The 24,377-nt window shown below is 70.1% G+C and carries 23 protein-coding genes and 1 pseudogene; 11 read left to right on the top strand and 13 right to left on the bottom strand.

Translation table 11 applies throughout. The annotated features are described in order from the left end of the window. Positions 1-106: 106 nt before the first annotated feature. Entirely contained in the window at positions 107-1,429 is a 1,323-nt protein-coding gene (locus ABZS69_RS40755) for an alpha/beta hydrolase (RefSeq protein ID WP_355381737.1), read from the bottom strand. A gap of 69 nt (positions 1,430-1,498) precedes the next feature. Between ABZS69_RS40755 and ABZS69_RS40750 the strand changes: the two genes are divergently transcribed. The 3 genes from ABZS69_RS40750 (at position 1,499) to ABZS69_RS40740 (ending at position 4,054) form a co-directional block, all read left to right on the top strand. After that, positions 1,499-2,083 carry a TetR/AcrR family transcriptional regulator gene (locus ABZS69_RS40750; protein WP_355381735.1) on the top strand — a complete coding sequence of 195 codons (585 nt, stop codon included), beginning with the start codon at positions 1,499-1,501 and terminating at the stop codon, positions 2,081-2,083. Positions 2,084-2,302: 219 nt separating this feature from the next. Continuing rightward, a complete protein-coding gene (locus ABZS69_RS40745) occupies positions 2,303-2,824 on the top strand; it encodes a hypothetical protein (RefSeq protein ID WP_355381734.1) in 522 nt (173 codons plus the stop codon). A gap of 387 nt (positions 2,825-3,211) precedes the next feature. Then, entirely contained in the window at positions 3,212-4,054 is an 843-nt protein-coding gene (locus ABZS69_RS40740; protein WP_355381732.1) for an SDR family NAD(P)-dependent oxidoreductase, read from the top strand. 134 nt (positions 4,055-4,188) lie between these two features. On the opposite strand, the gene ABZS69_RS40735 is transcribed toward ABZS69_RS40740, so the two are convergent. After that, positions 4,189-5,055, bottom strand: a complete 867-nt coding sequence (locus tag ABZS69_RS40735) for a GNAT family N-acetyltransferase (protein ID WP_355381730.1) — start codon at positions 5,053-5,055, stop codon at positions 4,189-4,191. 708 nt (positions 5,056-5,763) lie between these two features. Between ABZS69_RS40735 and ABZS69_RS40730 the strand changes: the two genes are divergently transcribed. From ABZS69_RS40730 to ABZS69_RS40710, 5 genes are all read left to right on the top strand, one after another. Then, the gene (locus ABZS69_RS40730) at positions 5,764-6,855 is read left to right on the top strand and encodes a histidine kinase (protein WP_355381728.1); all 1,092 of its coding nucleotides are present in this window, start codon (positions 5,764-5,766) and stop codon (positions 6,853-6,855) included. Between the two features lie 4 nt (positions 6,856-6,859). After that, positions 6,860-7,519 (top strand): response regulator transcription factor, encoded by a 660-nt coding sequence (locus ABZS69_RS40725; RefSeq protein ID WP_355381726.1) that lies wholly within the window; start codon positions 6,860-6,862, stop codon positions 7,517-7,519. Positions 7,520-7,593: 74 nt separating this feature from the next. Next, the gene (locus ABZS69_RS40720; protein ID WP_355381724.1) at positions 7,594-9,072 is read left to right on the top strand and encodes a nitrilase-related carbon-nitrogen hydrolase; all 1,479 of its coding nucleotides are present in this window, start codon (positions 7,594-7,596) and stop codon (positions 9,070-9,072) included. 404 nt (positions 9,073-9,476) lie between these two features. Then, positions 9,477-10,313 carry a methyltransferase domain-containing protein gene (locus tag ABZS69_RS40715; protein ID WP_355381722.1) on the top strand — a complete coding sequence of 279 codons (837 nt, stop codon included), beginning with the start codon at positions 9,477-9,479 and terminating at the stop codon, positions 10,311-10,313. A 460-nt stretch (positions 10,314-10,773) separates the two neighbouring features. Beyond that, a complete protein-coding gene (locus ABZS69_RS40710) occupies positions 10,774-11,313 on the top strand; it encodes a DUF1062 domain-containing protein (RefSeq protein WP_355381720.1) in 540 nt (179 codons plus the stop codon). A 547-nt stretch (positions 11,314-11,860) separates the two neighbouring features. Here ABZS69_RS40710 and ABZS69_RS40705 read toward each other — a convergent pair. The 4 genes and pseudogenes from ABZS69_RS40705 to ABZS69_RS40690 all read right to left on the bottom strand — a co-directional run. Then, complete coding sequence (locus ABZS69_RS40705; RefSeq protein ID WP_355381718.1) at positions 11,861-12,274, bottom strand: MerR family transcriptional regulator; 414 nt, start codon at positions 12,272-12,274, stop codon at positions 11,861-11,863. A gap of 15 nt (positions 12,275-12,289) precedes the next feature. After that, a complete protein-coding gene (locus ABZS69_RS40700; RefSeq protein ID WP_355381716.1) occupies positions 12,290-13,057 on the bottom strand; it encodes an SDR family oxidoreductase in 768 nt (255 codons plus the stop codon). Between the two features lie 510 nt (positions 13,058-13,567). After that, positions 13,568-14,038, bottom strand: a complete 471-nt coding sequence (locus ABZS69_RS40695; RefSeq protein WP_355381714.1) for a hypothetical protein — start codon at positions 14,036-14,038, stop codon at positions 13,568-13,570. Between the two features lie 285 nt (positions 14,039-14,323). Further along, positions 14,324-15,723: pseudogene (locus ABZS69_RS40690) on the bottom strand (CocE/NonD family hydrolase); the annotation flags it as partial. A 464-nt stretch (positions 15,724-16,187) separates the two neighbouring features. On the opposite strand from ABZS69_RS40690, the gene ABZS69_RS40685 reads away from it, so the two are divergent. Then, positions 16,188-16,628 carry a helix-turn-helix domain-containing protein gene (locus ABZS69_RS40685; RefSeq protein ID WP_355381712.1) on the top strand — a complete coding sequence of 147 codons (441 nt, stop codon included), beginning with the start codon at positions 16,188-16,190 and terminating at the stop codon, positions 16,626-16,628. Positions 16,629-16,645: 17 nt separating this feature from the next. On the opposite strand, the gene ABZS69_RS40680 is transcribed toward ABZS69_RS40685, so the two are convergent. Together ABZS69_RS40680 and ABZS69_RS40675 are read right to left on the bottom strand one after the other, a co-directional pair. Continuing rightward, complete coding sequence (locus tag ABZS69_RS40680) at positions 16,646-17,002, bottom strand: helix-turn-helix domain-containing protein (protein ID WP_355381710.1); 357 nt, start codon at positions 17,000-17,002, stop codon at positions 16,646-16,648. Positions 17,003-17,071: 69 nt separating this feature from the next. Continuing rightward, a complete protein-coding gene (locus ABZS69_RS40675; RefSeq protein ID WP_355381709.1) occupies positions 17,072-18,067 on the bottom strand; it encodes a zinc-dependent alcohol dehydrogenase family protein in 996 nt (331 codons plus the stop codon). 124 nt (positions 18,068-18,191) lie between these two features. Here ABZS69_RS40675 and ABZS69_RS40670 point away from each other — a divergent pair, with 124 nt between their 5' ends. Beyond that, positions 18,192-19,028: an LLM class F420-dependent oxidoreductase gene (locus ABZS69_RS40670; protein ID WP_355381707.1), complete on the top strand. Its 837-nt coding sequence runs from the start codon at positions 18,192-18,194 to the stop codon at positions 19,026-19,028. Between the two features lie 200 nt (positions 19,029-19,228). Here the strand turns inward: ABZS69_RS40670 and ABZS69_RS40665 are convergent, their stop codons facing one another. The 3 genes from ABZS69_RS40665 to ABZS69_RS40655 form a co-directional block, all read right to left on the bottom strand. Next, on the bottom strand, positions 19,229-20,302 hold the full coding sequence (locus ABZS69_RS40665) for a class I SAM-dependent methyltransferase (RefSeq protein ID WP_355381705.1): 1,074 nt from the start codon (positions 20,300-20,302) through the stop codon (positions 19,229-19,231). Between the two features lie 64 nt (positions 20,303-20,366). After that, complete coding sequence (locus ABZS69_RS40660; RefSeq protein ID WP_355381703.1) at positions 20,367-20,861, bottom strand: DinB family protein; 495 nt, start codon at positions 20,859-20,861, stop codon at positions 20,367-20,369. 23 nt (positions 20,862-20,884) lie between these two features. Beyond that, positions 20,885-21,511 carry a class I SAM-dependent methyltransferase gene (locus ABZS69_RS40655; protein ID WP_355381701.1) on the bottom strand — a complete coding sequence of 209 codons (627 nt, stop codon included), beginning with the start codon at positions 21,509-21,511 and terminating at the stop codon, positions 20,885-20,887. 87 nt (positions 21,512-21,598) lie between these two features. Here ABZS69_RS40655 and ABZS69_RS40650 point away from each other — a divergent pair, with 87 nt between their 5' ends. Next, a complete protein-coding gene (locus ABZS69_RS40650; RefSeq protein WP_355381699.1) occupies positions 21,599-22,204 on the top strand; it encodes an XRE family transcriptional regulator in 606 nt (201 codons plus the stop codon). Between the two features lie 19 nt (positions 22,205-22,223). On the opposite strand, the gene ABZS69_RS40645 is transcribed toward ABZS69_RS40650, so the two are convergent. Then, on the bottom strand, positions 22,224-22,658 hold the full coding sequence (locus tag ABZS69_RS40645) for an Imm1 family immunity protein (protein WP_355381697.1): 435 nt from the start codon (positions 22,656-22,658) through the stop codon (positions 22,224-22,226). After that, positions 22,655-24,286 carry a DddA-like double-stranded DNA deaminase toxin gene (locus ABZS69_RS40640; protein ID WP_355381695.1) on the bottom strand — a complete coding sequence of 544 codons (1,632 nt, stop codon included), beginning with the start codon at positions 24,284-24,286 and terminating at the stop codon, positions 22,655-22,657. Before ABZS69_RS40640 ends, ABZS69_RS40645 begins: the two co-directional genes overlap by 4 nt. Between the last annotated feature and the right edge of the window lie 91 nt (positions 24,287-24,377).

Genomic DNA, 24,377 nt, shown 5'->3' with positions numbered 1-24,377 from the left:
GACGGCCTCCCGATCTGCGCCTGCCCGGTGGTGGCCGGAGGCCGTGGCACCGACGTTCGCCTTGGCCTTGGACCTGCTCGCCTGCCAGAACGGCCGCGGCCGAGCGTCACTTGTGCTCAGAGAGGAACGTGGGGATGTCGGCGCGGGTCGGGTAGTCGCGCAGGGGCGCCGGCCTGCCCTGCAGGAACGCGGTGATGACGGCGGCGGCTCGTTCGTTGTTGTCGTCGAGGCCGTTCCACATGCGGTGTCCTACGCCGGCCATGTACTGGGTGCGCTGGATGGCGGGATCGTCGGCCAGGATGGCGGTGGCCCATTGACGGACCTGTGACGAGCACTCGGCGATCATCAGCATCGCGGGGGTCCGGGAGCGCTTCAGCTGGGGGGCGATGGAGGCTGAGTCCTTGATCGTCTGCTGGATGCGCAGGCTCGCGGCGGGGCTGAAGGAGAAGTTCCGCGCGGTGTCCTCGGTGGGGATGCGGTGTGCGTCCCGCGCGCAGTAGGCGGAGGCGGTGTCGCCGCCGAGATCGGCGGCCTTGAAGGCGTTCACGCCTTCGGCCTGGCTGATCAGGCCGGTGTCGGGGGCGAGGAGCCCGAGCTGGATGAGGCCGAGGGCGACTGCGTAGCGGGGGATGCGCGTCGCGCGTGGCCCGGTCATGGCCGGTGCGAGGCCGCGTGCCGAGGCTCGTCCCTGGTGGCCGCCGACCTGCGCGGTGGGGCCGTCCATCGGGCCGGGCTCGGCGATGATCGCCCGGTGCACGCGGGCGGCGACGCGCGGGGCGGCCAGGGCCCGGGTGAGCACGACCGCGCCGGCGGAGAAGCCGAGGACGTCGACCGGGCCCTGGTCCAGGCGGTCGACGAAGGCGGCGAGGTCGCTGACGGATCGGGAGATCGTGTACTGGCTCATCGGGAGCAGTCCGCTTCGTCCGGCGCCGGCGTGTTCGTAGGCGTACACGTCGTGGCCCTGTCGTGCCAGGAGCTGCAGGAACCGATGATCGAGCACGGAGATGCCGCGGACGGGCCCGCCGTGCAGGTACACGAGGGGCCTGGGGTGCCGGGCGGCGCCGGGGGCGGGCGGGTAGTGGTAGACCGCGACCCGGCTTCCCGTGGCCAGGTCCCATCGTTGAGTCGCCACGAACGGCAGATCGGGCGGATACCGCCGCTCGGTGGGCACGCTGGGAACGCAGACCGACGCCGTCAGCGCGGCGGCGACGACCACCGGCAGGAACGCTTTGAGCCGGGCGGACCAGGCACGACGGCGGCCCCGCCACAGCGCGGCGGCGGTTCCGGCGGCGAGGGTGACCAGCCACGCGGCGATCCCCGAGCGCGCCCCGTCGGTCAGGACGACCAGTACGAGAAACCCGCCGGCCAATCCCGCGACGGCAGCCGCGGCCAGGATCAGGCGCCCGGTGAAGCGGAGAAGATTCGGCATCACAGTCCTTGCGATAGTTTCCAAACGCTGTTTCAAAACAACGTTAGCAGTTGGACTAAGCTGGTCGTCATGGGAAGGCCGAGGACCAACGACGACACCGTGAAGGACCGGCTCATCGTGTCCGCGACGGAGATGTTCGCCACCCGTCCACGGGAGTTGATCACCATCCGCGGCCTGGCCGCCGCCGCCGGGACCTCGACCGCGGCGGTGTACTCACTGTTCGACGGCAAGGACGCGCTGATCGCCGAGGTGCGCGGCAGGGCGGTCGCCGGGCTGTTCCTGAACCTGTCGGCGGTGCCGTCCTCCGACGACCCCCTCACCGACCTCTACGCGCTCGCCGTCGCCTACCGGCGATGGGGACGCGAGCACAGCCACCTCTACACGGTGCTGTTCGGTGGCGTGCAACGCTTCGACCCGTCCGGCGAGGTGGGCGCCGCCGACCCCGTCCGGCCGCTCATCGAGGCGATCGATCGCGCCCTGTCGGCGTCCGTGCTCACCGGCGACGCGACCTCCATCGCCCTGTCGCTCTGGGCGACCCTGCACGGACTCGTGACCCTCGAACTGGCCGGGGCGCTCGACACCGCCACGGCCGAGAGCACCTTCCGACCGGCAATCCTCGCCACGCTGCGCGGCTGGACCACCCATCCGGCCTGACCCGGTCGCCCGTCCCTCTGCCTTGACGGTGGCGGGCGCGGACCCGCTCAGAGCCCACGGCGCTCGACAGTTCGTAAGGTTGTTGACGTCGTCGGTGCGTGTACGGACTTGTACGGATGATTCGGCAGGGCTTCACCGGTCACGGGGTTCTCGTCAGCGTGGTTCCAGGAGCGACCCGTCGCGGAGCGCACGGCTTCGCGCGAGCAGAGAGGAATCCCGTTGCCCAGACTCATCAAGGCCGCGTTCGCCGCGGCGCTGTGCGGCGCCATCGTGCTGACGGTCACGGCCGCCGACGCCGTGTCCAGCTCCCAGACCGGCACGCAGACCAGCGCGCAGTCTTTCACCGGGGAGAGCAGCCCCTGGACCGCCCAGACGTTCGGGAGCTGGGGGAACATCCCGACGGCGTCTGTCAACGTCACCGTGCCCTCGGGCACGACGCGATTCGTCGACGCCCGTTTCACCGCCGAGTCCATCTGCGTCGGCGACGCCAGTGCGTGGTGCTCCGTACGCATCGTCGTGATCAACTCCGCGGGGACGACCACTGAGCTGCAGCCGGTCACGAGCACGGACTACAGGTTCGACAGCCCCGGTGGCGCCGAGGAGGCGCACGCCCTCGAGCGTTTCTCCCCCTCCCTGGGCGCGGGCACCTACACCGTCCGGGTGCAGGCCCTGCGGATCACGGGCATCACTCAGTTCACCCTGGACGACTACTCGTTCGCGGTCGGCCTCGTCGAGCCCTGAGGCGTGACGAGATAGTGCCAGGTCATCAATAGGTCCCTGCGGACGTCTCCGCAGGGACCTATTGAGGCGTAGCAGGTTGGCCGACGGCGACGGCGTGCTCCGCCTGATTCGGTGCGGGCACGTCCAAGGTCGTTGCCCAATCGAAGCCTCCTGTGATGCCGGCCGGCCTCCACCCGCGGGCCCCTGTTGCCCAAGCTGACGCATTGGGAACCGGCAGTCGACCATGTCGGCCAACGGCGATCGGGTTGTGAACGAGCACCGCTGCTCCGGCCGTAACCGACGCGGCCTCCCGCCCTGCCGCGGCAGGCCCCGGCATCCCCGCCCGATCGCTCTGCTAATAGCACCGTCATTGCCCCGCGTGGTGCGTACTCAAGTGCGGAGCCGCCGGTGAGGCTCGATCTCGCGACGGCGGGTCGTGGTCCGAGCAGGCCATTTCTGGGCACGACCTCGGCAAGCGGCAGGCAGCCCCGACCACTTCGCCGCACCCATAACCGCGCAGACGGAAAGATGACTGACATGGCACTGATTCTGGTCACCGGGGCATCCACCGGGCTCGGGTACAACACGGCGAACGCGTTGGCCGATGACGGGCACGACGTGGTCGTCCATGTCCGCAACCAGGCCCGTCTCGCCGCCGCAGGTGACGCCGCCCGTTGGAAAGGCGTCGTCATGGGGGATTTTGCCGAGCTGGACGAGATCCGCGGCGTTGCCCGGCAAACGTCCAGGTTCGGCCGCTTCGACGCCGTCATCCACAACGCCGGCACCATGAACTCTCCCGAAGCGATCACCGTCAACACCGTCGCGCCCTACATCCTGACTGCCCTGCTGGAAAAACCGGCCAGGCTCATCTACCTCAGCAGCTCCATGCACCGAGCCGGCTCCACCGACCTGCGACGGCTGACCGCCGGCACCGGCTCCTACAGCGACAGCAAACTGTGGGTCACCACCCTCGCGCTCGCGGTCGCGTCCCGGTGGGCAGGAACCTCCAGCCATGCCGTCGACCCCGGGTGGGTCGCCACGCGGATGGGCGGCGCCGGAGCACCGGATGACCTGACCGCCGGGCACCAGACCCAAGTGTGGCTGGTCACCCACCGCGACGTGACCCCGGGCACCGGCGGCTACTGGTACCACCAGCAGGCGCAGACACCACACCCCGCAGCGCAGGACGAAGAGTTCCAGGCTCACCTCATCGAAGTCCTGGAGAGCCACACAGGCGTCCCGCTCGACTGACCATGACCCCGCCGCCCCGCAGCTCGACCGCCTCGGCGGCCTGCTCCGGTGCCGGCGAACGGCGACCTGGGCGAACGCGCTCCTCCAACGGCCGGACGCGGGCCTCGCGGAACCACTCGCGGCCATCGTTACCTTTAGGCGTCCCGGTACAGGTCCCGGATCTCGGGGAGCTGTCGGAAGCCGGCTGACTTGTAGGTGGCGACGGCGCCGACATTGGAGCTCGGGGTGCAGACGATCGCGCTCGACGAGCCCAGCTCCTGGAGTGCGGCCGCCGCGGCGACGGTGATCGCCCCGCCGTAGCCGCGACCGCGATGTTCCCGGTGCACGCCCATCGGCTCGAGCAACCCGGGCTTACCCGGACCGGCCGACCACACCGTCACCGCCGCCACCGCGTTGCCCTGGTCGTCGTACGCGACCAGACACCGGGCGTCGGCGTACGGCGATCCAGCCGCCATCGCGTGCCAGCGCTCGTCCGCGAACGTCGACCCGTCGAACGACGCCCGCTGTAAGGCGGTCCGCACGTGCGCCTGCTCCGGCCCGATCACCTCGATCCGCACGCCTGGCTCCTTCACCGGCTCCGTGAGGTCGCGGCGCAGCGGCGTCCACGGCTCGTCGGTGTTCCAGCCGTCCTTGAACAGCAGATCTTGGACCAGTGCGCCCGCCGGCGCCTCGACGTACACCTTCTTCGCGATCAGTACGCCGCGCTCCGGGTCGGTCATGTCCTCGACCAGTTGCCGCGCCAGCTCCTCGTCCTGCTGAGCGTCTCGCGCGATCGTCAGCCGCAACAACTCGGGACGGTCCAGCAGCCCGACGGCGAGAATCTGTCCGTCCCGGCTCCACGTCCGGACCGCCGCAGCCGTCGCCTTCGCACCGAACCGCCAGAACCAGCCCAGGTCCCCCGGATGCAGTTGCATCGGCGCCCCGTCGTACTGCCACTCCCGCAGCACGCTCACAACCTTGCTCAGCCCGTCGACTCCCGGCTCACGCAACACAATCGCCATGCTCCCGATCACACATCACCCCACCGACGGTCCGCACCGGGTTTTCGGCCGGCCGGCGTGGTGGGGAATCGGGAACGGGACACGAGGCGGGCTCAGTGATGTCGAAAGGCCCTGTAGCGCGGTGATTTTGAGTGGGCCTTCCAGGGTCTGGCTGCTGAGCTCGCGACGAGCCGCCCGCAGGCGCTTCGCGAGCCGGGGCACCTTTGGCGAACCGGCCGGTGAGGTAAGTCCTGGGCGGTCCGGCTGCAAACGCGGGCATGCCCCGCGAGTTTGCGGAGCAACGAAAGGGGTGTTCAGCAGACCCCGAGGACGGTTGCCCTGCACCTGGGGGTGGACCGGTGTCTTCGCGGTCGACTCACGAGGGGCTTCGGGTGCGAGCCCTTTGCCCGCGCTACTTCAGATCGGCGAGATCGAGGCCTTGGCGCCTGCGGGGCGCCTCCTTCTAGGAGATCTACATTGTAAAGGGCGCGGGTTGGAGCAAAACCCCACCAAAGACCCAAACGCAAGACCCGCCCCAGGGCCAAGTGCAACCGAACAGCTTCCAGATTGGCAGGGGCCTCGACAGGGACGGCGTTTGCGGAGGCGGCTGCCGTCTCGGGTCCTGGCGATGAGGTTGACCGCGGCATCCCGCATCAGTCCTGGGACTGACCTGCACAATCACCCGTCAGTCTGATGTGCGGAAGCGAAGTCGAATCTACACTCGGCGAAATGGTCACCCTTGCGTCTTCCTGGCTGCGCGACCTGTCGCCCCGCCGGGTCGATCTGGCCGTCACCGTCGCCGTCACGGCGGCCACCGTGGTGCCCCTGCTGCTGCCCAGCCCTCGCGAATGGTGGCTGGTCGCGCTGGCGTTGCTGGCGTCCGTGCCGGTCTACTGGCGGCGGGCCGCGCCGATGACGACGGGCATCGTGGTCGGGCTCTCCATGAGCACGATGGTGATGTGGGTGAAGCCGCTGCTGCCGTACGGGCCGCTGGTGTCCGTGTACACCGTGGCCTCACTGGCGACCAGGACTCAGCGCCTGGTGGCCGCGCCGATCATCGCCGTGACGGCGCTGGGCTCGCTGGCCTTGCCGCACGAAGAACCGCAGGTCTACCGCTACCTGGCCACGGCGCTGGTCTCCGCGTACGCGCTCGGCACCGGCGCGCGGGCCCGCCGTGCCCAGGCCGCCGAGGCGGAGGAGCGCGCCCGCAGACTGGCGCGGGAGCGCGACGCCGCGGCCGTCCACGAGCGCGCCCGCATCGCCCGCGACGTGCACGACATCGTGACCCACTCGGTGGGGCTCATGGTGGTGCAGGCCGAGGCCGGGCCCGTCGTTCTCAGGTCCGATCCCGCGCGGGCCGAGAGCGCGTTCAACGCCATCGGCGACATCGGGCGCGGGGCTCTGGCGCAGTTACGCGGCCTGCTCGGCACGTTGCGTTCCGGCGACGAGGAGCCAGGGCTCGACACGCTGCCCCAACTGGTCGAACGGATCAGGCGAACCGGGCTGGACGTCCTGCTCCTTCACGAGGGCGCCCCCCGTCCCGTCCTCGACGAGGTCGGCGTGGTGGTCTACCGCGTGGTGCAGGAGGCGCTGACGAACGTGCTGCGTCATTCGCGGGCGCAGCACGTGACGGTGCGCCTGGCCTGGCGTGACGACGATCTGTCGGTGGAGGTCGCCGACGACGGCGGCTCCGCGCCGCGCGGTGGGGAGGGGTACGGGCTGGTCGGCATGCGCGAGAGGGTCACCGCCTGCGGCGGCACGCTGCGGGTCGGGCCGGGGCCGGGTGGGTTCGTGGTGTCCGCCGAGCTTCCGGTTGGATGAGCACATGGTGCGCGTGCTCATCGTCGACGACCAGGACCTGTTCCGCGCGGGTTTCACCATGATTCTCGACGCGCAGCCCGACATCACGGTCGTCGGGGAGGCAGGCGATGGCGACGCGGCCGTGGCGGCAGCGGTCGCGCTCAATCCTGATGTGGTGCTGATGGACATGCGGATGCCCGGAATGGGCGGCGTGGAGGCGACCGAGCGGATCTGCGCGGCGACGTCGGCGAAGGTGCTGATACTGACGATGTTCGACGTCGACGAGTATGTGTATGGCGCGCTGCGGGCAGGAGCGAGCGGCTTCATACTGAAGGACATCCGCCGCGACGAACTGGCCCACGCCGTGCGCGTGGTGGCGGCGGGGGAGTCGCTGCTGGCCCCGGCGATCACCAGGCGTCTCGTGGAGGATCTGGTCAGGCGTCCCGGCCACGGCGTCGCCCCTCGGCTGGCGGCACGGCTCGACCTGCTGACCGATCGTGAGGCCGAGACCTTGCGGCTGGTCGCGCGCGGCAGTTCCAATGCCGAGATCGCGGCCCAACTCGTTGTCAGCGAGCACACCGTCAAAACGCACGTCAGCCGCATTCTGGCCAAGCTCGGGCTGCGTGACCGGGTGCAGGCCGTGGTGTTCGCGTACGAGTCGGGGCTGGTCGTGGCCGGAGAGTAGTCCTCTGGGCTGACGCCGAAGTTCGCTCCCAGGTCCGACGACTCGAGGGCACTCCCGGGGCCAGGATCGTCGCCATGAAGATCTGGAAAGCCATGGCGGCCGTGACGTTGTCGGCGGCGCTGTTTCACCTTGGCACGGGGCTGCACCCGATCGCGTGGTTCACCTGGCTCGCGCCGCTTCCCGTGCTTCTGCTGGCGCCGAGGGCCGACGCGCGCACGGCGCCGATCGCGGGCTTCTTCGCCTGGGCAGTGGGTCAGGCGGCCATGTGGCCGTACTTCCTGGACGTCGTCGAGATGCCACTGCCCGTCGTCGCGGCCAGCCAACTGGGCACGGCGCTGGTCTTCGGCCTGACGGTCGCGGCCTTCCGCGCTCTCCTCCTGCGCGGCCGCCCGCTGTCGGCGGCCGCGGTCGTGCCGGCCGCCTGGGTGGTCACGGAATACGCCGTCTCGCTCGCGTTACCGCATGGCGCTTGGTGGAGCCTGGCCTACACGCAGGCGGACGTCCTGCCCGTGCTGCAGACCGCGTCGGCGACCGGCGTCTGGGGCATGACGTTCCTGCTGATGGCGGTCCCATCGGCCATCGCCGCCGTCCTGCGCCCGGCCGCTCGGTCTGCCGGGGGCGAGGCGTCCGGGGCGCGCCCACGCTCGGACGGCGTCCGGGTGGCGGCGGTCTTCGGCGCCGTGGTCCTGCTGGCCCTCGGTTACGGCGGGTGGCGGCTGCGCACCGCACCCGCCCCTCGGGGCGAGAAGGTGGCGCTGGTCTCCACCGACCACCCGAACGACGTCACCGAGCTGGACTCCCCGCAGGGCCGCGACCTCGTCACCCGGTACGCCTCCCACATCGAGCAACTCGCCTCGAACGGCGCGCGGGTGGTGGTGCTTCCCGAGAAGACGTTCCTCGCCGACGACGACTCGCTGCCCGCGCTCACCCGGCCCCTCACCAGGATCGCCCGCACCTACCGGGTCGACGTGGTGGCCGGGCTGGTCAGGTCCAGGGGCGACGTCCTCTACAACGTGGCTCTCGACTTTCCCGCGGGCGGTGGCGAGCCCGTCGAATACACCAAGCATCACCTGATCCCCGGCCTGGAAGGCGATCTGCGCCCGGGCAAGGATCTGGTCTTCGCACCGGACACACGATGGGGCTTGATCATCTGCAAGGACCTCGACTATCCGGACCTCGTCCGTTCCTACCGGGCCGCGGGCGCGACCGCACTGTACGCCCCCGCCTGGGACTTCGGCGACGACGGCTGGCTGCACAGCCGGATCGCCGTCGTGCGGGGCGTGGAGAACGGGCTCCCGATCGCCCGCGTCCCGCGCGCCGGGCAGGTGACCGTCAGTGATCCCAACGGCCGCATCGTGGCGGAGGCGGCCACCACGGACGCCGAGTTCGTCACCGTCACGAGCGCCCTTCCCGCGCCCGCCGGGGTCACCCTGTACACGCGGCTCGGCGACTGGTTCGCCTGGCTCTGCATCGCCCTGCTCGCCCTCACCCTGGGCGCGCCATTATTTCGGCCACGACGGGCCGAGCAGGCCGCCCGGCCGAAGCAGATCTGAGCACGCGGTGCTCCACCGCCTCCCACTGGTGTGACAACTCTGGTATGAGCCCCTGGTCGTTCAGGCATGGCTGGCCGGCCATCAGCCATCCTCGGTTCATCCGCACCCCAGACGCCGACCAGCACCTCCTGGCTGAATCAGGGTGGAGGAATCGAACTGCCCGTCGTCGGAGAGCACGAGGTCGGTTCGGGCTGGGTGCCCGGCGGGTGGCGAGGGAAGCAGCGGGATGGCGTGCGCCAGGGTCGGCCGGAGCGGGTGCGCGGTCGCGGGGCGTCTCGGTCCTTGGTCGGGCGGGGCGGGTGCGGGGTCGCGGGGCGTCTCGGTCCTTGGGTGGCGGGCGGGCAAGGTCTGGTCCGGCTGAAGGACGGTGGTGGACTTGCCCCAACGGTGATGCGATCGTGCCGATGCTCATCGACTCGGATGGTTCGCTTGACTTCAAGCGGACTTTAAGCCGCAGGATCTCAGGCATGGACAAGACTCAGACGACAGGCCGTACCAGCGATGACACCGATGCGCTCATCACCCTGCTCGACATCGGGGACAACGTTCCCGGGGCGGGCGAGCTGCGTGCGCGTTCCTACGAGTTGCTCGGCATCGCGCCGGATGTGGCGGTGGTCGACGTCGGGTGCGGGTCCGGCCGCGCGGTCGCGGAGATGGCCGAGCGGGGCGCGCGGGCGGTCGGCGTCGACCTTGACGAACGGATGGTGACGGTGGCTGGCGGGCGCTGGCCTGCTGCGGACTTCCGGGTGGCGAACGCCTTTGAGTTGCCCTTCGCCGACGGTGAATTGCGTGGCTATCGGGCGGAGAAGGTGTACCACGTTCTGGACGACTCCGCCCGCGCGGCCGGTGAGGCGCGGCGTGTGCTCGCCCCTGGCGGGCGCATCGTGCTGATCGGGCAGGACTGGGACACGTTCGTCATCGACGCCGACGATGCCGCGCTCACCCGCACCATCGTGCAGGCTCGCGCCGACCTGGTCACCGACCCGCGCGTCGCTCGCCGCTATCGCAACCTTCTCCTCGACGCGGGTTTCGCCGACGTCACCGTTGAGGTACACACGTGGATCTTCACCGACGCGACGAGCGTGCCCGTGCTGGCCGACCTCGCCGAGGGGGCGCGCTCGGCTGGAGCGATCAGCGACGCGCAGGCCGAAGCCTGGGTCGCCGAGCAGCGTGAACGGGGTCGGTGCGGGCGGTTGTTCCTCGCGGTCCCGCTGTTCGTAGCTGCGGCCACGCGCCGATGACCGCCCGGAGCGCGGGGCGGAGCTGGTCGGGGCCCCGTTGGTACGGGCACAGTATCCAACGAAACGGAAGCCGACGCCGCGGCGTAGGTCGTCGGGCCATCCGGTGGCGGACCTGCTGGGGTGAACTCGAGCGACAGGGACCCGCGGGTCGCCGTCACCCGAGCAGCGGGCGCACGCCCACTCGGAAGGCGCCGGCCCTGCGCCACCGGAAATCCGTTTGAGCCTTCCTTCCCCGTTCCCGTAGGTTGCCTGCAGCCCCGTCGCCGTGAGGACAGAGGACAAAACCCGCGTGACCCCGCCTGCTCTTTAGACCTGACACCTTCTTCAGCTCACCTTCAAGCCGACGCTCCCGTCGGCTCTGCCGGGCTGCCCGTGTGCGCCCGGTCATACAGCGTTTGAGGCCGCGCGAAATCGGCCTCGTGTCAGGTCTAGAGAGATCATGTCTTCACAACCTCATATCGTGCTGCCCTGGGTCGTTCGTCGGACCAGGCTGCCTCTGCTGTCGTTGCGGTGCGTGGACTGCCGGTCGGAGTCGGCCACCACCGGCGAGGGCAGGTTCCGCGTCAACGCCAACGGCAAGCTGTTGGACGTGTGGCTGCTGGTCCGCTGCGTGTTCTGCGATCGGACGAGCAAGCTCACCGTGCACGAGCGGGCGCCGGTCGGATCCTTCGACCCGACCGAGCTGGAGCGTTACCACGACAACGATCCGGAGCTGGTGGCGTCCACGCTGTTGGATCCGCTGCTCGCCCGGCGCAACCGCTTCACGCTGGACTGGAAGGGGGCTTGGCGGCTGGATGCCTCGTCGGAATGGCTCGACGAGGCGTGGCCGGTCCGGGTAGAGGTCGTCTTCGAGGATCCGGTGCCGGTGCGCCCGGAGCGGCTCATCGCGCAGGGGCTCGGCCTCAGCAGGAACGAGGTGCTGCGCCGGATCAAGTGCGACATTTCGTTGCGCCGTTCGACGAGCTCCGGGTTCACCTTCACCGTGATGGCAGGGGACTAGCGGGGACGTAGGCGCGGCGCGCGATCCCCGCAAGCGTCCGTACGAAATCCGCTTCGTCCAGCGGCGGCTCCGGTGGCACGGAGTCGCCGCTGGACGGCCATGGTGTGCGCCGAATGGGTCGGCGGAGGTTAACCTTCGCCGGCACAACTCTGGCGAACCCCGGGTGCGCAGTTCGATCGACCGAGGTCACCCGTACGTCCCAAGGCCGCCACCGGCGCGCATGCCGCGTCGATGTCGAACTGCTCGGCAACGAACTCCAGCACCTCCTCCGGCACGTGCCGAGCATCCGCGCGGTGCCCCACTGCACCGCCCACCCCGGCTTCGTCGCCGGATGGCGCTTGCTCGCCGGCGCCTTCATCGACGCCGAGCCGTCTTGTGGAGCCGAAGTCTTCAAACCGATCAGAATCAGTGAGCGGCCTGAGTCGGAGAGCGTGCGCCCTGGTCAGTTCGCGAATCGCGGTTTCCGCAGCCCAGACTTTTGCGATGGGCTTTCGGCGAGGTGGTGGCTGGGGTTTGCCGACGCGGCAGACTCGGCCGGGCCGCTCCTCTAGTGCTGAGCGGGGCGGGTGTAGGCGGGGTGGCGAGCGATGGTGCCGGGTTGTTGCGGCGTCGCGTTGCCGGCCAGGGCCTCCACGAGCCGGTCTCGTACGGCGCTCAGCTCGGCGATCCGCTCCTCCAGCGCCGCGACCTTTCTGCTCACCGCTTCCACACTGGGCGGGCAAGCCGGCCCAAGCGAGACTTCCCCGTTGTCCAGGCAGGGCAGGAAGCCCCTTACGTCCTGGGCGGTGAACCCGTTCGACAGCAGGAGCTGGATGTTGCGGACCTTGGTCGCTGCGTTGCTGTCGTACCGTCGATACCCGTTGGGGGCCCGTTCGGACTGGAGCAGACCCTGCTGCTCGTAGTAGCGCAGGGCCCGGACGGTGACGCCGCTCGCTCGCGCCAGCTCCCCGATCAGCACCATCCCAGTTTATCTCCGTTACCCCGCCGCCACGGAGAGGCCGCCGTCGACGCGAACCACCGTGCCGGTGAGGTAGCCGGCCTCGGGCCGTGCCACGTTCACGATCCACCAGGCGATCTCGCTGGGCTGGGCGATGCGGCCGAGGGGGATGCGTTCGATGAGTCCCTCGCCCAAGGCGGCGATCTGCTCCTGGGTGAACCCGGCGTGCGTCAGCACGGGTGTGGCGGTGATGCCGGGCGCCACGGACACGACACGTACGCCCTTGGGCGCGAGCTCGACCGCCCAGGTGGCCGTCAGGAAGTCGAGGGCCACCTTGGTCGAACCGTAGATCGAGTTGTCCGGCCAGCCGTACGAGGGCGGATTGGAGGACACGTTCACGATCGTCCCCTTCGCGGCGGTCAGGTGCGGCAGGGCTGCTTGAGCAAGGAAGACAGGCGTGAGGAGGTTGGTGGCGAGCTGCTCTTCGGCGGTACGGCGATCGATCGTCCCGAGCGCGGCGGGGCGGGTGATCGCGGCATTGTTGACCAGGACATCGATGCGGCCCAGCTGCTGCAGCGCCGCCTCGACGATCCGCTCGGGTCCATCGGCTGCTGCGCCGTCCGCCGCAAAGGCGCTGATCGAGGGATGCACGACAGCGGTCTCCTCCAGGCGGGCCGCGGTGCGACCGACCACGAGCACCTGCGCGCCTTCGGCGGCAAACTGATGAGCCGTGGCGCGGCCGATCCCCGTGCCGCCTCCGGTGATGACCACGCCCTTGCCGTCCAGGCTGCCCGGAATGTCGCCCATGGGAGTCCTCTCTGTCTTGCGGGTGAATGAACGTGACGCTAAAGGCTGACCTGGGGGTCAAGGTCAAAACGCAAGGCTCTGTGCATGTGCCTGGACTTCGTGATTGGTGACGTCCCTCGCCAGGGCCGCCGGGTTCGCCGGGTGCCAGGCGGCTGTCATGAAGAGGTGGCACCACCCGCGTTCACGACCGGTGCCCGTTGCGCTGCACCACACGCGTGGAGGGTGCGCTCGTTCGGGAACGCACCCTAAGCACCCTCACGGTGACCGCACTTGTCGGCACCAGGCTCGTGGCAAAGCTCCGGATACAGACCTTCCCCGACCGGCGGTTAGGCCCGGCCGCGGTCCCATTGCTTTGCGGATTCGGGCCTCACTCCGTCCCCGACGACCTCGAACAGTACCGGCCATCAGCTCGGTCTTCGTCGACGCCGCGCTACCGGCCCGGAACTCGGGCGCCGTCGGTTCCGACTGGTCGACGAGGCGTTTCTGCCCATGATGCGGCTCTGATCGGCCTCAATCGAGTAAGGCGCGGTCAAAGTCCACGTCGCCCGCGTCCTGGCCTGGTTCGGAGTGCGTACCCACATGCACGCGGTGATCTACGCCCTCGTCCAGAGCCAGCGCCGCGTCGGGCGTGCCGCTGACGGCGGTGCCGAGCGCCGCCGTCAGCGCGTTCTGCAGCCCGGCCAGGTCGTGGCCCAGCACCGCGGCCAGCGCACGGACGCCCTCGGGGTGGTCCGCGGCGCTCCTGGCCAGGGCGACCATGGCGCGCCAGGCTCGCCGGTCCGACAGCTTGCTCAGCAGGCGGGCGGCCGGCTCGACCGCCAGTCGCGTCTTGCCGGTCCCGGCCGGGCCGGAGACCAGGCGCACCGAGGTGGGGCCGGGCGCGGTCGCCCAGGTCACCAGGTCGTCCAGGACGTCCGTGCCGCCCGCGTACGGGACCGCGCGGAGCTCGGGAACGAGCAGGGTCAGTGGTGCGAGCGCCATGGGTGCCCTCCGCCGGGCCGGGTGCCGATTCGAGCATGCCAGCCCGCGTCCCGCCGCGGTAGGCCGCCCGCCGACGACGCCATGCACGTGCTCGCCGCCCTCGATCTGGCCATCGGCAAAGTCTGCTTCGGGCGGCTTGGGAGGTCACCGGTGTTGCCCGGTTCGATCCCGCACGGGGAGGTGGAGCCGAGACCGGGTGAGGTCGATGGTGCGGTGGGAGGGCGCGAGCCGGGTGGATGTGGCCGGGTCCTCACCCGTGCCGAGGCTGCGCTCCCAGCGGGGGTGCGATCCGCCTGCCACCAGCAGCCGGATGCGACGGCCGGCGCGGAAACGGTGCGCGATGGGGTCCAGCTCGATCCGGACTACGCCGTCCGTCTGGCGTGGGTCGATCCGGACGAATCCGTCGCTGACGTTGCGTGACCGCCCCTTGGGGTCCACCTCGCTGAGGCGGATGAAGACATCGGCGTGCGGCGTGTCGGAGTTGTGCGCCAGTTCGAGCCAGGGCGTGCCGATGACCTCGATCGCGTCCGTCAAGGGAGCGCCGGTGAAGGCGAGCACGTCCGCACGCTCAGCCAGGGCGCTGTCGTTCCGGTACCCCCCGGAAGGGGCGAGCAGGCGCCCGCCCACGGTCGGGGTGGGGTCGGCCGGGTCGTAGGTGAAGTGGGCCGGCGGCGTGTCGTCGGGCGGGCGACGCTCGCTGAGCGCGCCCCCTGGCGCCAGATACAGGATCGGTGCAAGGGGTATTCGGGCCAGTCGGGTAGTTCGCGCCAGGTGTCGGCGCCGGTGACGAACATCCGCACCGGAGCCTGCCGGACGTCGCGCCGGACACCCGCTACGTGCCGGTCGAGCCAGTCCATGGTCTCCCGGGCGAGCATCGACATGCCTTGCGTGCCGGCTTGCCGGTGGGTCCAGGGCCCCATGGTCAGCGCCACCTCCACCCCGCGTTCGCGCAGGCGCGCGTACTGCTGCCGGGTCTGCGGCAGGAAGATGTCCTGCCAGCCAGACTGCAGCAGTACGGGCACCCGCACGCGGTCAAGGGCCTCGTCCAGGCGCATCGGCGCCCAGAAGGGGTCGGACAGGTCGCGGGCGCTCGCCCAGTTCTCGAACCACGGCGCCTTTCCGTCGCACAGCTCGTCCGCCGCCCGCGCCAGTGGCAGCGATGACATCGCAGGCGCCTGCCGCCGCCCGGCGGTGGCCATGCGCACGACGGCCCGTACGGCACTGAGGCGTTCCTGATACACCAGTTGCTCGCTCCAGCCGAGCCAGTCGCTGAGATTGAAGGCCCCGCCGAAGTAGGCGGCCTCGGCGAAGTCGTGCGGTGCGGTCTGGATCACTGCGGCGGCCGGCTCGGGCGGCGGGTCCATCAGCAGCGCCCACTGCGTCCATCCCAGGTAGGAGTTGCCGATGGTCGCCAGCCTGCCGGTGAACCATGGCCGGGCCCGCAGCCAGGCCAGCGTGTCCGCCCCGTCGTCGATCTCGTGCACCCACGGATTCCACACTCCGCCTGACCCGAACGTGCCCCGGCAGCGCACCAGCAGCAGGTGGTAGCCACGGCTGGGGAACTGGGCCCGGTACATGGCCGCGGTCACCCCCTCCCAGCCGTAGGGCGAGCGGATCATCACTGTGCCCAGCGAGTCCCCGACCGGGGCGTAGTGGTCGGCGAGCAACTCGACGCCGTCACGCATGGGGATGCGTACGCGCCGGTTGATCGTGTACTCGCTGGTCGCCGCGCGCAGCCCGAGACGACGGGCGATCATCCGGTTGACGGCCCGTTCGCGCCGGCCTGGCCGCACGTCCGGCCCTTGTACGTCCTGCACGCTCATGGAGTGTCATCACCACCGAGGTTCGTTCACTACAGCGGAAAGCTACGAGTCGCGTTCTTGCGATCGTTGCACTGGCATGAGGGCTGTCCGCTTCCTCCGGTTCCTCGCCGAGGATCTGGCGGAGGTCTTGTGCCGTTTCGGTCGAGGAAGACGCTAAGGCCGTGTTCCGGTGCGAAACAACTTGCAGAACCCGTATGCCCAGGTAAAACGCCATGTTTTGGTGTAATGAGCTTGTATCTGAGTGCAACAACGCAATCGGTGCACCGCGTCCGGCATGCGTCGGCGCTCGTTCGTCCAAAGGAGGGGAGCACATATCAGGAGGCCGGTTGACCGCCGAGGATCGCCGCCGCATCGCCGACGGGCTGACCGCCGGCCTGACCTACGCGGACATCGCCCGCCGGCTGGGACGGTCCCGGTCGACCGTCACCCGTGAGATCGCCAGGAACGGCGGCCCGCACGGCTACCGGGCGGTCCGTGCCCAGCACGCGACGAGCTGGCGCGCCCGCCGCCGCAGGCGCACGCCCCACAACGACGTCCCGCGCACCACCGACAGCCGTGACGCCCGCACGGCGCGGGAATTCGAGCGGGTGGCAGTCGTGCCTCCTGACGCCAGGGCGCCGCTGCAGCGGTGCGCGTGTTCGCGCACCTCCGTGGATGCCCTGCCGCTCGCGCCGCAGCCCAGGCTCGGACCTGTTGGGCCGGTGTCGGTGATCGTGACGGTCAGCCTCACTGAGCGGCCGTCGGAGCGGAGACTTCGCCGAGCATGAGCACCGGGCGCGGTCGCCTAGCGGGCTTCGGCGACCTGGCCGGATTCGCGGACGCACGAGTCGATGATGGCCCGTATGAGACCGGGGAAGCGGGCGTCGAGGTCGTCGGAGCGCAGGGAGTTCATCTTGGTGGTGCCCCGGTAGTGCTGGCGGATGACGCCGGCCTCGCGCAGCACGTTGAAGTGGTGGGTGGCGGTCGAGCGGGAGACGGGCAGGTCGAAGGCGCCGCAGCTGATGTCCTGGCCCGCGGTGGCGAGCTGGGCGATCACCGAGCGGCGAACGGGGTCGGCGACGGCTTCGAGCAGCTGCTGGAGGGTGACTCCGGCGACGGAGGGGTTGTCCACGGTGCGGGAGGTGGTCTTCGGGCGGGTCACGTGGCTCTCCTCCTCCGGCGATTGCGCTGACCCGTCATACTACGACGGGCGTCGAAGGAGCGGGCGGGCTCAGTGCCGGACGGTGACGACGATCTTGCCGACTTGAGTGTTGGACTCCATGTGCCGGTGGGCGGCGACGATGTCCTCCAGGTCGAAGACGCGGTCGATGACAGGGTTCAGCGCCCCGGAGGCGAGTCCGGTGTTGACGAACGCGACACCGCGGGCGAGGCGCTGCGGGTCGCTGGTGACCTCGAACAGCGTGTAGGTGCTGGTGGACAGCGCCGGGAAGCCCTGCGCGTTGGGCAGCGGGGTCGGGCGCGGGTCGAGCGCGCCGTAGACGACCAGGCGGCCGCCGGGTGCCATGCTCCGGGCGATCTCCTCTACGCCCGGCCCGGCGATCGGGTCGAACGCGAGCCGGACCCCGGCCCCGCCCGTGTGCTCCTTGACCGCGAGGGTGAGGTCTTCGTCGTCGGTGACGACGACGTGCGCGGCCCCGGCGTCCACGAGCTGCTGCTTCTTGGCCGCGGTACGGGTGGTGGCGATCGGGATCGCGCCGATGCGGTTGGCGGTCTGGATCGCGGCGATGCCGACACTGGACGACGCGGCGGTGATCAGGACATGGTCGCCGGGCCGGACGAAGCCGTCCTCCGCGAGCGCGCCGTACACGGTGATGTAGGCCATCCACACCGCGGCGGCCTTCTCCACCGGGACCGATGCGGGCCGGTGCACGGTCGCGGCGGCCGGGACGAGCACATGGTCGCCGTACGTTCCGTACTGCGACTGATGGAACGCCGGGACGACGCCGACCGGGTCGCCGGCGGCGAACCCGGTCACCTCCGGCCCGACGGCCTCCACCACCCCGGCGGCCTCGTAGCCCAGGCCGGAGCCGGGGAATCTCGGCTTGTCAGGGTAGGCGTCGGTCCGGAACATGATCTCGGCCCGGTTCAGGCCGATCGCGTCGACACGGATCCGCAGCTCGCCGGGGCCGGGATCGCCGACTTCGACCTCGCGCACCTGGAGCACCTCGGGGCCGCCGAACTCATCGAACCGCACTGCCTTGGACATGTCTCCTCAACTTCCTTCCCGGGTGTGACCGTTTCCGGCTCCATAGACAACCCCGAATTTCGACGGTTGTCAAACTACGATGGAAATCGAAATATACTGGTCGAACCCGTGAAGGAGGGCAGCCTTGAAGTTCGGATTCATCATGTTCCCCACCCGCGACGCGATCCCGCCCGGCGCCTTCGGCCGACTGCTGGAGGAGCGCGGGTTCGAGTCGCTGTTCATGCCCGACCACACCCACATCCCCGCCGTCACCCCCGAGCGCTACGACGTGCTCGGTCTCGCGCCGGAGTTCAAGAACGGCATGGACGCCTTCGTCGCGCTCGGCGCGATCGCCGAGGCCACCACTACGCTCCAGATCGGCACGGCCGTCCTGCTGGTCACCGAGCGGGACCCGATCGTCACGGCCAAGGAGGTCGCCTCCGTCGACGTCCTGTCGGGCGGCCGGATGAACTTCGGGGTCGGCCCCGGCTGGATCAACCAGGAGATGCGCAACCACGGCACCGAGCCAGCCACCCGGTGGAAGGTCATGCGCGAACGCGTCGAGGCCATGAAGGAGATCTGGACCGGCGACATCGCCGCCTACCACGGTGACTTCGTGAACTTCGAGCACGTCACCTCATGGCCGAAACCCGTCCGGCGCCCCCACCCGCCGATCCTCGTCGCGGGCAACGGACCCACCGTCGCCCGCCGGGTCGTCGCCTATGGCGACGAGTGGATTCCCATGGTGCGGCCCGGCGTCCTGGACCACATTGCCGAGTTCAAGCGGACTGTCCGCAAACCCGGCTCCGACGAGCCGATCCCCGTGACGCTGTTCGGCGGCGACATCGACGACGTCGCCGCGTACGCGGCCGCGGGCGTCGATCGTGTCCTGTTCTGGGTCCGTCCCCTCGGCACCGCCGCCATGACCAAGACCGTCGACGAGATGGCCCGAATCCTCGGGCCTCGGCTTCCCACGCTCTAGCGCCGCGACCGGCAACGTTCGCCCTCTTCCGCCGCGACCGATACGGCTCTGGGCCGACGCCCGATCCGCCGTTCGGTGCGGCTACCGTCCTGCTCAGGAAGGGTGGCGAAGCCGCGCGGGATCATCTTGCTGTGCTGGTGACCGGTCGTGTTTGTCACCGGAAGGTCCGCAGACTCGCGCGTTCTCCGATCGCGCAGCGGTTATGGCTTGATGGCCCGGGTGGCGAAGTAACCAGGCATGTACCGGGCGGTGGCATCCGCGTGGTGCGGGGCTTCGTCCAAGTGGGTCAGGGTGAAGCCTGCCGCGAGCTGGCCGCCGATCTGCCCGATGAGTGAGTGGCTGTATTCGATCGGCCCGGTCCCGTACGAGCGCTGCCGCTCGGCGTCTGGGAGATCAAGGCTGCTGAACGGGAGCTGATGGCGCACTATGAGCTCACCCCGCTCCTCCAGCGCCGTGATGTCGAAAATGAAGATGTCAGGGTTCAGGAACCCGGCCATCAAGATTCCGCCCGGACGCAGCACGCGGAATGACTCCCGCCAGACCGGTGCAAGATCGGGGCAGAACACGTTGGACACCGGGTTGAAGACGACATCGAAGCTGGCATCGGGGAACACGCTCAGGTCGCGCATGTCGCCGAGCACAGTACGGACGGCCAGTCCCTCGCGGGCGGCGACCTCCCGGTCGCGGCCCAGTTGCCGCGGCGAGTTGTCCAGTACCGTCACGGCCGCGCCCGCTGCCGAGAGCACCGGCCCCTGCTGCCCTCCGCCGGAAGCCAGGCACAGCACCTCGGCACCGACCAGTTCAGCCGGAAACCAGCCGCGCGGCACTGCCTGGTAGCCGATCAGGACGACGGACCAATCGCCGGCCCGTGCCTGGGCGATGACCTCCGGCCCGACCGGCTGGGTCCATTCGTTACTGTTCTCCACCTCGCGGTCCCAGGCGGCACGGTTATACGCCACGGGATCAAAGCTGTCCGTCACAACGGCAAAGCTTAGGGGCTGGCACAAGGGCACCCGATGCGGGCTGGGCAGGGCGCACAGGATGCCCGGCGCGGCGCAGGCCCACCACTCGACCGCCGTGCCTACCGGGAACACGCGGGTTACCGGCCGACGGCGAGCGGAGGTCTGGCGGACCTGATGAACGGCATCGACAAGATCGTTTTCTCCGCCATGCTGATCGAGGTCGGCCGGCGCAACGCACGGCGACCTCACCGAGGAGGTCGCGCGGTTCAGGCGGCGGCCCGGCAAGGACATCCTGGTCCAGATTTTGAACACCGACTGCGACGGTGGCGCGCGGTTGCGGTGATCAGGCGTTGCTGTTCTGGAGGAGAAGGCGGGGTCAGCGTCCGGTCGTGCCGTCGATCAGTTCGCGGAGGATGTCCGCGTGGCCCGCGTGACGGCCGGTCTCCTCGATCAGGTGGGTGAGTGCCCAGCGGATGCTGGGAGCGGGGCGGCCCGGCCGCGGTCGAGGGACCGGTGCGCCGAGATCGGCGCACCCGTCGAGTACGTCGTTCGCGCGCCCGACCGCCTCGCGGTAGCGGGCGACGACATCGGCCACGCTGTCCGCCGGCGCGGCACGGAACGTCGCCTGCCAGTCGGTGACGTCGTCCCCGAGGAACAACGAGCGTTCGACGAAGGTCAGGTGGTTGAGCAGGCCGAGCAGGGTCGTGCCGGATGGTACGGCGGCCGTTCGCACCTGAGGTTCGGGGGCGTCCTCGACCTTCGCGGCGATCGAGGTCCGGAGGTAGTCGAGAAATCCGCGCAGGACCTCGGCCTCGCCGCTCCCGGTCCGGGGCGGGGGAGTGTCGCGGCGGCGGCGTACGGTGTGAGGCATGGTGATCTTCTCCCTTCGCCGGGTCAGGCGCCGCGGCGGATGAGCAGGACGTGGTCGGTGAGCTCGGCGGTGCGCCCGCCCGGCCCCGTCGCGATCCGGCGGGGTGCGTCGGCCCGCTCGACCGTCCATCTCGCCGGGTCCAGATCGAGGTCCGCGGCGACCTCCTGCGGCGCCGGGTAGCGGACGTCGGGGTCCTGGTTCCACGACCACGGCGCGGTCGAGCCGTGGTCGACGACCAGCAGCCGTCCGCCAGGGCGCAGCGCGTGCGCGGCCGCGCGCAGGACGGTTGCCCGGTCCAGGTCCAAGGGGGTGTGCAGGTAGTGGGCGCAGATCAGGTCGAACCGGCCTTGGGGGAAAGACCCCGTCAGGTCATGCCGTACGGCGATGATCTGGTCGCCCAGGTCGTACGAGCGGGCAAGGGCGGCGAGCCGCTCGGCCGCCACGGCCGAGACGTCGACGGCGGTGACGTGCCACCCCCGGCGGGCGAGCCACAGCGCGTCGCCACCGTCACCGCACCCGAGGTCCAACGCGTCGCCGGGCGCCAGGCCCGTAACCGTCTCGGTGAGACGGGCATTCGGCCGCGGGTTGACGGCCGCCGAACGTGCCGCGTAGACGCCGTCCCAGAACGTGAGCGCATCGGTGGTGCTCATCAAAACTCCTTCGGTGGGTACGCGCACAGTCTGACCAGGCACGCCGCGATCTGGCACGCAATCTTGCGGTTCCGGCAAGATGGCCTCATGGACCACGAACTGGACGAGGTGCTCGACGCGGTGGGGCCGCGGCTGCGCGCGCTGCGCCGTCACCGCGGCATCACCCTCGCTGCCCTCGCGGCGACGACCGGCGTGTCGGAGAGCACCCTGTCCCGGCTGGAAAGCGGGCAGCGCCGCGCCACCCTGGAGTTGCTGCTGCCGCTGGCCCGCACCTATGACGTTCCGCTGGACGACCTGGTCGGCGCCCCGCGCACCGGCGACCCCCGGATCCACCTCACGCCGATCCGGCGGTTCGGGATGACCTTCGTGCCGCTGTCCCGGCGGCCGGGCGGGGTGCACGCGTTCAAAATGATCATCCCCGCCCAGTCGGAGCCGGTCGCGCCGACCCCGCAGACCCACGACGGCTTCGAATGGCTGTACGTGCTCAACGGACACCTGCGGCTCATCCTCGGCGAGCGCGACCTGACGTTGCCGCCCGGTGAGGCGGCCGAGTTCGACACGTCCTTGCCGCACTGGCTGGGCAGCGCCGACGGAGGCGTCGTCGAGCTGCTGATCCTGTTCGACCCGCACGGGATGCGCGCGCACATGCACGCCAGCCCGCATCGGCCGGCGCCAAGCGGAAGCCCGCGGTGAACGCGCCGAGGTCCGCGGGCTACAGGTAGGCGTCCTCCTGCCAGGGCACGCAGCCGGGACGGCGCCCGCCGGACAGGAACTCCTTGACGGCCTGGCGGGCGAGGTCGAGCGGGATGTCAGAGTTCGCCGGGAAAGGGATCCGCTCGTGGATCATGCGGTATCCGCCGGCGCCCGACTGTGTTTCCGGGCGGCCGCTGCTCGCCCAGTTGCCCGCGGGGTCGGCGTACTTCAGGGCGCCGACCCCCGCGTCGCCGTTCACCGCCAGGTACAGCTCGTGGTCGGGGAAGCCGGTGTCGGGGTCCACGCGTTCGGCGACGAAGAGGGCGGCGACGCGGTGCGTGTCCGGCATGCTCAGGAGCGTGTCGATGAGGGCGTCGACGTCCTCTGGTGTGGCGAGCAGCTCGGGCGCGTCGCGGTGGCTCGACGCGTAGTACGCCTCCACGTGGTAGGTCATGACCGGTCCTTCTCGCCTGAGTAGAGCTTGTACTGCCAGGTGCCGCCCGAGTCGAGCCAGTAGACCGTCAGTCTCTGGTCCGGGGCGAGTAACCAGGGTAGGACGTGGTTGCAGCCCATGCGTGGCGGGCAGGGCCCCTCGGGGTGGTTGACGACCAGGTGGGCCTCCTTGAGCGACTTACGTCGCAGGTACATGTAGTAGGCGAACTTCTGCTCGGCGTCGTGCGCCCTCGTGGAGCGCAGACCGGCGAAGTTCGGCAGCCGTTCCTGCAGCCGCTTGTTGATGCGGTCGATGAGTTTCCGATCCGCCGCCTCCTGTCCGCTCGCGACTCTCGGCAACCGCTTGCCGTCGACGTCCGCGCCCACCCCGCTCGTTTGGCCGGCGTAGGGCGGCAGCAGCGCCCGCAGCCGGCCCAGTTCGGCTTCGGGCAGGAGGACGGGGACGCTGTCATACTCCGCGTCCAGCGCCTTGACCATGACCGGGATCTCGGCCTTGACCGGGGCCTGGGCGAAGGCGTTGTACTCGGCGTTGACCCGATGGCCGCGGGTCGTCGAGGCGTTGTACGAGACCCGGCAGGAAACGTCCACGGTGCCGTTCGGGGGCATGGTGACGTGCTTGCGGCAGTTGCCCGCGAGGGCGCCGTCCAGCCAGACGGTGATGACGACGTCGACCGTGATCCTGCCGATCTTGACGTACGGGCTGCCCGCGTTGGTACGGCTCTGGAGGGTGAAGTTGGCCGTGCAGCCGCTGTTGCCGCAGGGCGAGAGCCTTCCCCTGCCCTGGACGTCGAGCCGTACGCTGAGGTCGACAGCGCTCTTCAGGACTTTGACGCGCTTCCGCAGATTGTTGATGTGCGCGCGTGCGTCCTCGCCGCGCATTGCGTCGACGACGACGTCCAGTGCGAAGTCGTCGAGCCTCCAGCCGAGACGTGCCGTGCTCGAGTAGCGGGTGCCCCTGATGCGCGGGGTGGCGCTGGGCGATCCGCCGCCCCCCGACTCGATGCGCACGATGCGGTACGGCGCCGCGGCCGTCACGTAGACCGTGCCGAACGGGACGACGACTTTCCTGGTCTCGACGCCGTCGATCTTCGTGACGGGGCCGTTGGGCGAGGTCGGGCGCCCGGCGGCCAGTCCCACCCATTTCGCCAGTTCGGGAGGGGAGAAGACCTTCAGGAGATCGGTGCCGATCGTGTCCTTGGAGGTCCTGGCCCAGCGCTTGGCGTACTCCTTGCTCAGCGCCTTCGTGGCGCCGTTCTGCCGCCAGTAGGCCGCGTCGGCCTTGATGAAGGTCCTTCCGCTGACCGTGATCAGCTGGATCTTCTGGCCCTTCACGGTGAGCGTGCCCGAGGCCGAGCCTTTCGAGGTCACCTTGATGTCGAGGCCGATGCGCCCGCTGCGGTCGGACATGGCGCCGACGTAGTGCGCCGCCGGGAGACCGGACAGGTCGGCGACCGCGCTGGTGAAGGGGGCCGACTCGGCGGGCTTGCTTGCCGAATCCCGTGAGGAGGGGGTCGGCAGGCGGCCGAGGATGCTGATGACCATGGAGAGCACGACGGCCACGCCGACGAGTACGGCCGTGATCCCGCCGCCTATGAGGAGGAGGTGGCCCCGGCGGAGCCCCCGCCGCACCGGCTGCGCCCCGTACGGCGGGGGTGGACCTTGGAACGGAGGCGGCCCCGCGGGTGGGGGCGGACCTTGAAACGGGGGCGGGGGCGGGCCT

Source organism: Nonomuraea sp. NPDC005650, from assembly GCF_040605375.1.
Taxonomy (GTDB): Bacteria; Actinomycetota; Actinomycetes; order Streptosporangiales; family Streptosporangiaceae; genus Nonomuraea.
Note: the sequence above shows the minus strand (reverse complement) of the source record. Positions and strands in the feature narration are given on the sequence as shown.